The following is a 12,635-nucleotide window of genomic DNA, read 5'->3' on the forward strand; positions in this document are numbered from 1 at the left end:
CATCCGATAACGGACAACTACTAATAACCGTAGATGGAAGTGTTCACATGAGTGAGCGAATTTTTCCGTCCTATTTCTTGAGTTTAGGGTAAATAGGAACGAATAAGACGAATTTTCCGTCTTATTCCTTGAGTTTAAGGTAACTTTGCAGCTGGAATAAAAAGTGGACACTACTTTTAAGCAGATTTCCTAAAGGTGTCCGTTACCGATTGTCTACTTTCTTGACGTAGGTCCATCCGAATCGTTAAATGGCCGCTAGAACAGTTTTTTTCGAATTATCGGACATATGATCCATTATTCGCGCGTTCGACCTGCAATCAGGGTTAAATCGGGAAAAGCGGAACCAATGTCCGATAAATCTTTTTTCAGGTCATTCTGACTGAAATAGCGGAACCAATGTCCGATAAATCTGTATTTCTGCCCTTTTGGCCAAAATAGCGGAACCAATGTCCGGAACATCTTCCTTTAAAGCTCCGCGAGCTTGATATCGCCGATCCGCTCGACCGTGAAATCCGCCTCCGACAGATCCTGATTGCCGGAGTTGGGGTTGATGAAGCCGATCGCCCGCATGCCGGCAGCCTTGGCGGCCCTCACGCCGTTGCGCGAGTCTTCCAGCACGACGCAGTCGGCAGGCTGGATGCCTAGCACGGACGCCGCTTCCAGGTAGACGTCGGGAGCCGGCTTGCCCTGCGGGACTTCCTCGCCGCTGACGATGCAGCCGAAATAATCGGCCAGGCCGAATTTTCCCAGCACCGCTTCGATGAAGACGCGCGGGGAGGAAGAGGCCAGGCCGATTGCGACTCCATGGGATCTGAGCTCATCCAGCAGCTCCCGGATGCCTTCGATGGGCTCTATATCCAGCTTGTCCAGCTCCTGAAGCTTGTCCTTGAGCTGGTAGTCGATGATCTCCTCGGTCGAATGGGGGAAGCCGTACTGTTCCTTGATTGCCTTCCACATGGCGGGATTGGTCATGCCCACATAAGGCTCGAGCTCGGTCTGCGTAATCTCCGCGCCAAGATAGGCCATCACTCTGATGTCCACGTCGAAGTGAAGCGGCTCGCTGTCGATGATGACCCCGTCCATGTCGAACAAAAATGCTTTTATCATGCGGCTTCGCCTCCGGATAGGGATATATTTGATGCTGGAAATCAGGCCTGTCTTCCGCCGTTAGGCGGCTTCTCTGATTCTCATTTTGGCATTGCTTGGTGAGGTCTCTCTGATAGGCTTCATAGCTTCCATATAACGGGCCTTGGCGCCCGCTAAGCGACCGGAGTGCCGCAAGGCACATCGCTGTCGGGACGAAGCAGCACGACGTCGCCTTCCTCCGGACAGCCGCCCAGCACGAGCACCTCGGACCGGAAGCCGGCGATGCGCCGCGGCGGGAAGTTCACGACAGCGGTGACTTGCCGCCCGATCAGCTCCTCTGGAGCATAACGCTTTGTGATCTGCGCCGAGGACTGCTTGAGGCCGAGCTCCCCGAAATCAATGGTCAGCTTGATCGCCGGCTTGCGCGCCTCGGGAAAAGGTTCGGCCGTCCGGATCGTGCCGATGCGGATGTCCAATTTTAAAAAGTCCTCCAAACCAGCTTCCATTCCTTCGGCCTCCTTACAATCGATTGAATGCCAACAACTTTCCGCCGGGAAGCGTCGGCTGTGGGAATCGACGGCTCCTGGCGGCCTTTCAAGTCCGCGCTGCCGCCGCGGCTTCCATGGCTTCCCACTCTTCCCGCAGGATGCCCATCCGAATGGAGTCGTAATACTCGCCGTTCCAGTACCGGCATTTGCGCAGCCGTGCCTCCATCGTCATGCCGAGCTTTTCGCCGACACGGATCATCCGCTTGTTGCCGGACCAGGTCGTATAACCGACACGCACTAGCGGCATCGAAGAGAACATTTCCCTCATGAGCAGGCGGATGGCCTCGGTGCCGTAGCCTCCGCTCCAGTATTGCGGTTCATAGATGACAATGCCCATTTCCGACCACAAGGAAGGCTCATGCTCCCAGTAAAAGCCGGCTGTGCCGATGACCGATCCGGCCGTTTCGATGACCCACCGGTTCTGCGCGAAAGCGTCCTTGTCGCTCAGGAATTCTTCGTAGGGAACCGGATTATGCTCATAATAAGGGGCATCCCATTTTTTCCATTCCGGATCCTCGTCCTTGTAAGCAAGCTCCCAGATGCGGAATAGATCCCTGTCTTCGATTTTTCGCAAAATGACCTCTGAATGCATGACCAAACCGCCATCCCCCGTTTTATATGCATGTAATTGGAACCGGCATCCGGTTGGACCTGCCTGCCGCGGCCGCTGCAAGCGGCCGTTCCTTCCTAGACGGGACACACTCGGCTAGAGTTGCAACCCTTTAAATTGCATCGCGCATTGACTGCACCCCGCATAGGATCGCACCAAACATTAATTGCATTCCGCATTGAGTGCACCCCGCATTGATCGCACCAAACATTAATTGCACTCCGCATTGACTGCACTCCGCATTGACTGCACTCCGGATTTGACTGCACTCCGGATTTGACTGCACTCCGCATTGACTGCACTCCGCATTGACTGCGCCCTGCATTGACTGCATTCCGCTTAAGCATCCCGCTTAGATTTCGAGTGAGCCCCGTGCTTTCTTGCATTCGGCACTCTTTTGCTTCGAGCTCCGCCCGCATGCAGCATCCAGTCCATATGATTTTCGGCCCCAAGCGGCGGAAGTCCTACACCAGCCTGCGAAATTGGGACGGAGGAACGCCGACGAGCTTTTTGAAATGCTTGTAGAAATGCGCCGTATCCCAGTAACCGACCGCTTTGGCGATGTCATGGGTTTTCATCCCCGTGCCGCGAAGCAGCTCCATCGCCTTGTCGATCCGCACCCGGTGCAGGCAGTCGGAGAAGCTGTGGCCGGTCTCTTTGTGGATGAGCTGGCCGAGATAGACCGGATTGACATGGTAGGCGGCGCCGAGCGTTTTGAGCGAATAGTCGTGCATGTAAGAAGTCTGGATTTCAGCCAGAATCTGGCGCACGACCGGGCTTTGCTCCTGCCTGGCGCCAAGCGCCTGCAAGGCGGTCCGGGCGATTCGCCGCACCTGCTCCTTGAGCTCCGCGAGGGAATTGCAGCGGTACAGATCGGCGGCGGCTCCCTGAAAGGGAGGAAGATCCCCCTGCTGAAGCGCATCCCCTGCCTGCCGCTTCAATTCCAGCACCATCTCCGCTGCACCCAGCCGGACATCCTCGGGCCGGACATGGGAGCTGCCGGCCAATTCATCCAGGTCTCGGCTGATTTTCTCCAGCAAAGCCTCCTCGTCCAGCGCTAGCAGCAGCCTGCCGTACGTTTCGATCTGAATGGAGGGGCGTGCCGGACCGCAAGACGGATCCTCGGAAACGGCTGCAACCTCCTCATAAGCGAGAAGCATCTTCTCCGGATGAAGGAGAGCGTACTCCAGAGCGGTCTGCGCCTTGCGGTAAGAAAGCGGGGCTTGGCCGAAGCCTATCTCCGCCGTACCCGCTCCGATGCGCAGAGGACGGCGGATGGGCGACCCCAGCTCCCGCCTAAGCGCCAGCAGCATAGAATGGGCCTGCCTCAGCGTTCCGGCCTCTGCGTCCGGAAGTCCGAGCAGGATGACAAGGCGGTCGTTGTCGTCGAGGAACAGCAGATGTGGCCTGCCGGTCTGCCCCAGCCAGGCCGAGGCGGCGGAGCGGATATTCTCCGGGGAACAGGCTTCGGGCATCGAGCCGCCGGCAGGTCTGCTTGAGGAGGATGCTGCCGAGGCATCTCCAGCCGCAGCGTCACAGGCCTCTCCTGCAGCGTCCCATGCTGCAACGGCAGCAAGAACGCACGGGCTGTCCAGCTTGAGTCCCAGGAATTCCGCCCGCGCCTCCCATTGCTCGGCGCTGATGCGGCCGTTCATCCAGCGGTACATGATGTTGTCGCGGACAAGCTCCACCTGCTCGCCGGTGAGCGTTTCGATCCGGGCGCGGTTCAGCTTCTCCACCGTGGCGCGCAGCGTTTCGGCCAGCTCCGCCATGTCGATCGGCTTGAGCAGATAGTTTTCGATGCCCAGGCGCATGCCTTCCCTTACGTAGTCGAATTCGCTGTACCCGCTCAAAATGATGCATTTCAGAGCCGGATTCCGGCTGCGGCAGGCGCGGATGAGCTCAATCCCGTTCATCTCCGGCATGGAGATATCCGTGATCAGAATATCGACTGCCGCCTCGGAAGCTTCCATGTCCTGCAGCGCCAGAAGGCCGTCCTCGGATTCGCCGGCCAGCCTCAGCTGCAGGGAAGTCCAGTCGACGAGGCGGGCGAGGCCTTCCAGGATGAACGGCTCGTCATCTACGATCCAGACGTTGTACATGATCTTCCTCCTTTGCATAGAGGGGCAGGCGGAGCGTGATCCGCGTGCCTTTGCCCTTTTGGCTGGCCAGGCTGAGGCCGTAGCCGTCGCCGAATTGAAGCCGGATGCGCTCGTTCACGTTGCGCAGACCGATGGAAGACCCGGCAGCCGGACCGCTTACTGCTGGCGGCGGCGCTATGGACGCCCCGTCGGCGGGAGACGAGTCCACGGCTCCGCCATGCGAGCGTCCCGCGAGCTGCTTCTGGATGGCGAGCAGACGGTCGATCTCCATGCCTTTGCCGTTATCCTCCACCTCGATGATCAGGCAGGACTCGCCGTTCGCCTCTTCCTTCCGGGCGGAGATGTCGATCCGGTTATCCGGCGACTTCGGGTTGAACCCGTGCACGACGGCGTTCTCCGCCAGCGGCTGCAGGCAGAGCTTCAGCAGCGGAGCTTCGCGGAGGCCATCCTCGATCTTGATGGAATAGTGGAGCTTGTCACGATGACGAATGCGATGCAGCTCCAGGTATTGGCGGCAGTAAGCCATCTCGTCCTCCAGCCTGACAATCGTCTCGGGCCGCACGGAATAACGGAAGAGGGAGGCGAGCACGAACGTCATTTCGCCGACGTCGTCGGCTCCCTGGATCATGGCGCGCATCCGGATCGCCTCCAGCGTGTTGTAGAGAAAATGCGGGTTGATCTGCGCCTGCAGCGCCATCAGCTCGGCCTGCTTTTGCCTGGCATCCGACACATAGACCTGATCGATATAGGCGCGCAGCTCCTCCAGCATGCCGTTGAAGGTCGAGGAAATCTCGCCGAGCTCGTCCTGGCTCCCCACCGGCACCCGAATCGAGAGATTGCCCTGCTTGGCCTGCTTCATCGCCCGGATGAGTATCCTTGTTCTGCGCGCGTGCCGGTAGACGGCGCCGTAAGCGAGACCGATCATGATGAGGATGCCCAGAGCGGTCAGCGTGAACAGCTTGAGCTTGAGCCCCTTGTACTGCCGCTCCATCTCGGCGGCCGGCACGATCGCGCCGACGAACAGATTGCTTCGCGGCGTCCAAAGGGCGGACGTATAGGAAGCCCGGTCGAGCTTGGCGTACCCTTGGGAAGCGAGCAGCGGCTGCATGTGCGGATAGCTGCCATGCCACTTGCCGGAGGAGTCGAACAGCACCTGCCCGTTCGGATAGAGGACGAGCTGGGAGCCCATCGCGGTGCCGGGATCGCTGCGCAGCAGGTTTCGAATGCCCTCGGCGCTGTAAGTGACGAGCAGGGCGCCTTCATTTTGCAGCGTATCCGGATCGTTGATATCGAAAGTGAAGGTATAATCGCCGCTGCCAAGACCGAGGATCGAGTTCAGCCCGGCCGTTCGGGAGCTTGCCGTCCGGCTGCCGCGCATGGCGTCGATCGCACGCTGAACGTCGTCTCCGTCGCGGCTGATCCAGCTGATTCCCTGCGTGTTGCTGCTGTTGAACACGAAGAAGAAGCGCTGGCTGCGGCTGTACAAGGCGATCTGGCGGATGTCGTCCTTCTTCTTCATCTGGGCCCGGACATACGTCTCGATGTTCCGGTCCTCCGAGCCGCCGGAGGCGATATATTGGTTCAGCCGGTTCTGGATATAAGAAGGAAAGTCGTAGCGGAGGCAGTAGAGCAGATCGCTCAGCACCGGCTGGTTCTGATAGAGAGTCAGCATGATGTCCTGCGCCTGGTCGAGCCGCTGGTCCAGGTAGCGGCTGACGCTGCCCGCCGTCTCGGCCTGCAGCCCGCGCTCCTTGCCCAGCACGGAGTCCCGCGAATAGCTGTACACAAGCGCTCCCAGCGAGCAGAAGGTGACGATCGTGACGAGGGAAAAAACGAGGATGATGCCGTTGAACAGCTTGGAACGGAAATAGATATGGTAGATTTCGGTCAGTTTGGCCAAGTCCGGTTCCCTCCAGCGTCAGTATGCAGCCAGCCTTACCATAGCATGAAGGGGATAGGCGGGCAATGGAATCGGAGGCGCCGGGAAGCGGCTTGGCGGGATTACCTTTAATCTGTACATCAAAGCTAAAGTATCGTCTCTACTTGGGCGCAAATTCGCCGTGCTACAGTTGAAGGGCCGGTAATACCGAGGCAAACTTCGGAAGGGGGACAACACATGAATAGGCTTGCAACCGCATTCCGGGATCTACGGCGGAACGGCGCGTTCCTCCTGATGGTGCTGCCGGGAGCCGCCTGGTTCATCCTGTTCTGCTATCTGCCGATGCCGGGGGCGATCTTCGCTTTCAAGGAGTTCCGCGTCGATCTTGGCGGCGGATTTTTCGGAGCGATCTTCCGCTCGGAATGGGTCGGATTCAAAAACTTCGAATTCCTGTTCAAAGCCCATGACGCTTATATCATTACGAGAAACACGGTTCTCTACAATCTCGTGTTCATCGTCCTCGGTCTCGTCTGCTCGGTCGCGATGGCGCTGCTGCTCTTCCAGCTGACGCAGAAGCGGCTCGCCAAGCTGTACCAGACGGCGATGTTCATGCCTTATTTCCTTTCTTGGGTCATCGTCAGCTACTTCACGTTCAGCTTCCTGAGCGTGGACAAGGGCGTCGTCAACCAGCTGCTCGGCACGCTCGGCGTCCAGCCGATCGACTGGTATTCCGATCCCAAGTATTGGCCGTACATCCTCGTGTTCATGAACCTGTGGAAGGGAGTCGGCTACTCCAGCGTCATCTATCTGGCGGCCATCGCAGGCATCGACAAAACCTATTACGAGGCGGCGATGATCGATGGAGCGAGCAAATGGCAGCAGACCTTGCGCATTACGCTGCCGCTCATCCGGCCGATGATGATCATCCTCACGATCCTGGCGGTCGGCGGCATTTTCCGGGCGGACTTCGGCTTGTTCTTCCAGATTCCGCGAGATTCCGGAGCGCTCTTCCCGGTCACCAACGTCATCGATACGTATGTCTACCGCTCGCTCAAGGTGCTGGGAGACTTCGGCATGAGCACCGCAGCCGGCCTTTATCAGTCCGTCGTCGGCCTGATCCTCGTGCTGACCACGAACAAGATCGTCAAAAAAATCAATGAAGAGCAGGCGTTGTTCTGATGAGCATGATCCCGAAAACCGCAGGCGCCGCCGCTGTGCCGGCCGGAACGAGCCGCCGCAGCCGCGACTTCCACCGCCTCTCGCCGTTCTGGAACACCATTTTCCATCTCGTATCCGGGGGCTTCGCTCTGGCCTGCGTGTTCCCGTTCCTTTTCGTCGTCATCATTTCCCTGACGAGGGAGCAGTCGCTGCTCGAGGTCGGCTACCGGATCATTCCGGATGCCTTGAGCCTTAGCGCTTACCGCTATATTTTCCAAACGGGCGACCAGCTGCTGCAATCCTATCTCGTCACGATTACCATCACGGTGCTGGGAACGCTGCTTACGGTCGTGATGACGACTCTGTATGCGTACGCATTATCCCGAAAAAGCTTCAAGTACCGCGGTTTCTTCTCGTTTCTGGCCTTCTTCACGATGCTGTTCAGCGGCGGCCTCGTGCCGACGTACATCGTCGTGACGCAGTTCCTGCACCTCAAGGATACGCTGTGGGCGCTCATCCTGCCGATGGCGATGAACGCCTTCAACATTCTCGTGCTGCGCACGTTTTTCCAGACGATGGTGCCCGATCCGATCATCGAGTCCGGCAAAATCGACGGAGCGGGGGAGTTCCGCGCGCTGTTCAGCCTCGTGCTGCCGATCTCGCTGCCCGGACTCGCCACGATCGCCCTGTTCAGCACGCTGGGCTACTGGAACGACTGGTTCAACGCGCTGCTCTACATCGACTCCAACCAGCTCGTTCCGCTGCAGGCGCTGCTGATGCGGATCCAGAACAGTATGCAGTTCATCATCCAGAACTCGTCGCTGCTGAGCAGCGGCCAGAGCAAGGAGATGATCCGCTCGCTGCCGCAGGAGACGTCGCGGATGGCGATGGTCGTGCTGGCCACCGGCCCGATCGTGCTGGCGTATCCGTTCTTCCAGCGGTATTTCATCCAGGGGCTGACGATCGGGGCTGTGAAGGACTGAGCGGCTGCTTCAGGCTGCTCGGATCAAAGGCTGAAGAGCGTTTGATGCCGCTCGCGCCGGGGCTGAAGACGGAGTGATGCCGCTCCGCGCCAGGGCTGATGACAACGTGCTGCCGCTCCGCGCCAGGGCTGGTCGGAGTGATGCCGCTCCGCAGGCGGATGGCCGTTCCGATCGCTGTTGAAGTCCGGATTTCCTCGATTAGATGAGGTTCAAGGTGGAAATCCGGCCTTCAAAGGCGAACGCTGACGCTTCTCCACGGCCATCTCGCCTGCTCCGGGCATCCGCTTCAGCCCAATAGGCATCGGCCGTCGCCGCGCAGCCCGCTCCGGCTTTATGGATTCGTGCCGCAGCCGTTGCCGCGCAGCCACGCTCCGGCTTTATGGATTCATGCCGCAGCCGTCGCCGCGCAGCCCGCTCCGGCTTTACGGATTCGTGCCGCAGCCGTCGTCGCGCAGCCACGCTCCGGCAATAGGAAGCCGAAGCTTATGGCACTCCTCCGACACTTGCACTCTGCCGACCGGAACACAAGGGGCCTTCGCCGAGCCTGTTCCCGGCCGCTATCGGACATACGATCCGCTATTTGGCCGATTCGCACGGAAATGGACTTTTATCGGACATGAGATCCGTTATTTGCCGTTATTTGCCCGGAAAAGGGCGATTTAGGTGCTGGAAGAAGGAAATAGCGGAACGTATGTCCGATAATTCCGAAAATCGCTCCAAAACTTCGAAATAGCGGAACGTATGTCCGATAGATTCGGCGCCAAGGGTGGAGAAGCGCCCGAGATCTCGGAAAGCAGCCGATTCAACGAATATTTGCGGCCGCCCTCTGTACCGGGTGTCCCTGAATAGATAATCTTATACTTACGGGGGATGAGAACATGAAGAAACGGATGGGAATCATGGCCCTGCTCCTGCTGGCGGGAGCTGTAGCCGGCTGCTCCGGCGGCAATAGCAATAATAGCGGCGGCAATGCCGCAGCGGGCAATACCGGAGCGGCGGCCAACGCCGGAACGCCGAAGGCGGACGAGAAGCCGGTCAATCTGGTCTGGTACACAATCGGCACGCCGCCGAAGGATCTGGCCGCCGTCAACGATGAAATCAACAAGTATATCAAAGACAAGATCAACGCCACCGTCGAGATGAAGATGCTGGACTGGGGCGATTATTCCCAAAAGATGCAGATTACGATCAATTCCGGCGAAAATTATGACATCGCTTTCACCAGCTCATGGGCCAACGATTATTTCGCCAACGCCAAAAAAGGCGCCTTCTACGAGCTGGACGGCCTGCTCGATAAGCAGGGCGCAGGCATCAAGCAGGCGCTGAACCCGGCCTTCCTCGAAGGCACCAAGGTGAACGGCCACAACTACGGCGTGCCGACGAACAAGGAACTGCCGCAGCAGCGCGTATTCCGCTTCAACAAGACGTATGTCGACAAGCTGGGACTGGACATCAGCAGCGTGCGCACGATCGACGACCTGGAGCCGCTGCTCAAAACGTTCAAGGAAAAAGAACCGGGCATCGCTCCGATTCCGGCCAAAATCGCGGAGTTCCTGCCTTTCGACCTTCCCGTCAACGATCTGCCGTTCATCGGCGTGCCGCTGAAAACGACGGATTACAAGCTGATCAACGTCTGGGATACGCCGGAAGCGATGAGCTATCTCAAAACGATGCACAAATACTATGAAGCCGGCTACCTGCCGCGCGACGTAGCGACGCAGAAGGATGCAGGCGATTACTTCAAGACGGGCAAATGGCTCGTGGACGTCGCCGACGCCCAGCCATACGCCGACAACCTGTGGTCCGCCGACGCCGGCTACGAAGTCGTTTCGAAGCCGATGCAGGACCCGATTACGTTCAACTGGTCGGTAGCAGGTTCCCTGCAGGCCATCAATGCCAAGTCCAAGCATCCCGAGAAAGCGATGGAGTTCCTGAACCTGCTGTATACGGATGCGAATCTGATCAACCTCGTCGACTTCGGCATCGAAGGCAAGCACTACAAGAAAACGGGCGAAAAGGTGAAGGAGACGATTCCGGACAGCGGCTACGGCTTCCCGGCGTTCTCCGTCGGCAACATGATGCTGACGTACCTGAATCCGACCGATCCGGCCGACAAATGGGAAAAGTTCAAGGAATTCAACGAGTCCGCGACGAACGCTCCGCTGCTCGGCTTCCAGCTCGATACGAGCAGCATCACGACCGAGCTTGCGAACTTGAAGAACACGAAGGAAGCCGTCTACAACGGCCTGTTCTCGGGGACGCTTGATCCGGAGAAGAATATCGCCCAGATCAACCAGAAGCTGAAAGACAACGGCCTCGATAAAGTGATGGCCGAGGTCCAGAAGCAGATCGACGCCTGGAAAGCGTCCAAGTAAGTCCCCTTTATATTCGAAGAGGCGCCACGAAGCTCAAAGGCAGCCATCTCGTGAATGCCAGGAAAGCGTCCAAATAACCTTGCGTAATAAATAAACAGGCGTCCTGAAGCCAAGCTGGCTCGGGGACGCCTGTTTTTTGTCTTCCCAATATTCGCGGCAGAGGTTATAGGGGAGTTACTAGAGAATTCGAGCGGCCGTCGAGGCCGGGTCCGAGGAGCAGGCTGAGCAGCAGCAACCCGAGATTTAAGAGAAAAGGCTGAGCAGCAGCAAGCTTAGCAAGGTTGGGGGCACAGCAGCCTGCCCAAGTCGGGAAGCCAACTTTTTATTTTTTGCGAGCCTCCGGGAAACCGGAAAAAGACAGCTCCCGAAGATGCTAGAGGCTGTCTTTTTTTTGTATGAATCCCTCAAATCCTTAACTCCTCAATTCCTGTTCTTGGTCCTCAGTCTTACCGTCCTTGACTCTCATTCCTACTGTCATTGACTCTCATTCCTGCCATTCTTGACTCTCATTCCTGCTGTCATTGACTCTCAGTCCTGCCATTCTTGACTCTCATTCCTACTGTCATTGACTCTCAGTCCTGCCGTCCTCCACTCTCAGTCCTGCCGTCCTTGAACTCCTCCGTCTCCCCGCTCTGAACCCGCCAGTCCACGAGAACCAGAGCGTTAACGATCAGCACATAGACGGGGTATGCGAACATCGCCCCCAGAAGCATCAGCCCGATGGCGGGGTTGGGCTTGTCTCCCGGATCCGCAATCGGGAAGAAAGAGGCGAACACATAGAAAAACAACGCCGAATAGGGAAGCCACAAAAGCGCGGATATATAGCGGCTGCGCTTTTTCCCGAATTTCCTCCTCGTCCAGACATAAGCGAGCACGGTCACGGCAAGCCAGAGGGCCGCAGGAAAGCCTTCTGTGATAAGACTCATCTGCGACCGGCTCCAGCCGGTGAGCCGTTCGATCCGATAGTAGTTGGCGCCAAGCTCGAAATAGATCGTGAACGGCAGCGCATAAAGCGCGCTGGCCAGGTTGAGCCTCAGGAAGCCCAGAGTGAATCTCTTCATGGCGTTCTCTTCTTTCTCCCTTATATTCCCTGTCAGCATTGACGATTGGGGAGGGGAAAAAGACGATCGGCCAAGCTTTCTCAAAAACGAGAGGCTTCTGCTGCAGGACGCTTTTGCAGTCCGGGCAGATACAGGAGCAGAAAGACCGAACGCGCGGCGGCGAAGACGGTGAAGGCCGCCCATAAGCCGTCATTTCCCCAGGCAGGCAAGAAGAGAAGGGCGCCGGCTGCAAATGCGGCCAAGGAGAGCAGCATGGAGTTTCGGATCGGACCCGTCTCCGTCAAGCCGGTAAAGACGCCGTAGAAGGTAATTCCCGCTCCCGCTGCGGCGGGAAACAGCGTCAGCCAGCCGCTATAGGCGAGCGCGCTGCGGATTACCTCGGGGCTGCTGGCGAAGAGAGGAATCAGCGCCTCCTTGAACGTCTGGTAGAGCAGCGTCATCAGCAGCGCCGCCGCAGCTGTCCAGAACCAGGTGAGCCGAATCGTGCGGCGCAGCAGCGCGGCATTGCCGGACCCTTTGGCTTGGCCGGCATACAGGCTCCCGGCGTTCCCGATTCCGTCATAGAGATAGGCCATGAAATAATGGATCTGAAGCAGGATGGCGTTCGCGGCCAGAAATGTCGTGCCTAGAGATGCGCTCGCCGCCGTGAAGCCGTTGATCATTCCGAGCAGGCACAAGGTTCGGATGAACAGATCGGCGTTGGCCCGGAACATCCCCGCCCATCCGCCTGCTCCAAGGGCCGCCGCCGCGCCCGGCAGGCTAAGCCGGAAATGGGGAGAACGCAGCTATTTAAATGAACATATTGATGCGGAAGAAACCAAAAAGTATGTGGA

The 12,635-nt window shown here is 58.2% G+C and carries 10 protein-coding genes; 3 read left to right on the forward strand and 7 right to left on the reverse strand.

Annotated elements, in window-relative coordinates; all coding sequences use genetic code 11:
• Positions 1 to 465 precede the first annotated feature (465 nt).
• From BN871_RS13925 to BN871_RS13945, 5 genes are all read right to left on the reverse strand, one after another.
• Positions 466 to 1,107: an HAD family phosphatase gene (locus BN871_RS13925; protein ID WP_048746700.1), complete on the reverse strand. Its 642-nt coding sequence runs from the start codon at positions 1,105 to 1,107 to the stop codon at positions 466 to 468.
• A gap of 152 nt (positions 1,108 to 1,259) precedes the next feature.
• Positions 1,260 to 1,592 carry a chaperone CsaA gene (csaA, locus tag BN871_RS13930; RefSeq protein WP_048746702.1) on the reverse strand — a complete coding sequence of 111 codons (333 nt, stop codon included), beginning with the start codon at positions 1,590 to 1,592 and terminating at the stop codon, positions 1,260 to 1,262.
• Positions 1,593 to 1,680: 88 nt separating this feature from the next.
• Positions 1,681 to 2,232, reverse strand: a complete 552-nt coding sequence (locus BN871_RS13935) for a GNAT family N-acetyltransferase (protein WP_374725883.1) — start codon at positions 2,230 to 2,232, stop codon at positions 1,681 to 1,683.
• A 476-nt stretch (positions 2,233 to 2,708) separates the two neighbouring features.
• Complete coding sequence (locus BN871_RS13940; RefSeq protein ID WP_048746704.1) at positions 2,709 to 4,346, reverse strand: response regulator; 1,638 nt, start codon at positions 4,344 to 4,346, stop codon at positions 2,709 to 2,711.
• On the reverse strand, positions 4,321 to 6,246 hold the full coding sequence (locus BN871_RS13945; RefSeq protein ID WP_021877539.1) for a sensor histidine kinase: 1,926 nt from the start codon (positions 6,244 to 6,246) through the stop codon (positions 4,321 to 4,323). The genes BN871_RS13940 and BN871_RS13945 overlap by 26 nt, the downstream gene beginning before the upstream one ends.
• Before the next feature lie 216 nt (positions 6,247 to 6,462).
• On the opposite strand from BN871_RS13945, the gene BN871_RS13950 reads away from it, so the two are divergent.
• The 3 genes from BN871_RS13950 to BN871_RS13960 all read left to right on the forward strand — a co-directional run bounded on the left by BN871_RS13950 (position 6,463) and on the right by BN871_RS13960 (position 10,741).
• Positions 6,463 to 7,404 carry a sugar ABC transporter permease gene (locus BN871_RS13950; RefSeq protein WP_048746705.1) on the forward strand — a complete coding sequence of 314 codons (942 nt, stop codon included), beginning with the start codon at positions 6,463 to 6,465 and terminating at the stop codon, positions 7,402 to 7,404.
• Complete coding sequence (locus tag BN871_RS13955) at positions 7,404 to 8,366, forward strand: carbohydrate ABC transporter permease (RefSeq protein ID WP_232313054.1); 963 nt, start codon at positions 7,404 to 7,406, stop codon at positions 8,364 to 8,366. Before BN871_RS13950 ends, BN871_RS13955 begins: the two co-directional genes overlap by 1 nt.
• Positions 8,367 to 9,244: 878 nt before the next feature.
• The gene (locus BN871_RS13960) at positions 9,245 to 10,741 is read left to right on the forward strand and encodes an ABC transporter substrate-binding protein (RefSeq protein ID WP_048746707.1); all 1,497 of its coding nucleotides are present in this window, start codon (positions 9,245 to 9,247) and stop codon (positions 10,739 to 10,741) included.
• Between the two features lie 572 nt (positions 10,742 to 11,313).
• Here the strand turns inward: BN871_RS13960 and BN871_RS13965 are convergent.
• Both BN871_RS13965 and BN871_RS13970 read right to left on the reverse strand, forming a co-directional pair.
• Positions 11,314 to 11,802, reverse strand: a complete 489-nt coding sequence (locus tag BN871_RS13965; RefSeq protein WP_048746709.1) for a hypothetical protein — start codon at positions 11,800 to 11,802, stop codon at positions 11,314 to 11,316.
• A gap of 80 nt (positions 11,803 to 11,882) precedes the next feature.
• Complete coding sequence (locus BN871_RS13970; RefSeq protein ID WP_053086982.1) at positions 11,883 to 12,515, reverse strand: MATE family efflux transporter; 633 nt, start codon at positions 12,513 to 12,515, stop codon at positions 11,883 to 11,885.
• Positions 12,516 to 12,635 lie beyond the last annotated feature (120 nt).

The sequence above is a fragment of the Paenibacillus sp. P22 genome (genome assembly GCF_000469945.2).
Classification (GTDB): domain Bacteria; phylum Bacillota; class Bacilli; order Paenibacillales; family Paenibacillaceae; genus Paenibacillus_O; species Paenibacillus_O humicus.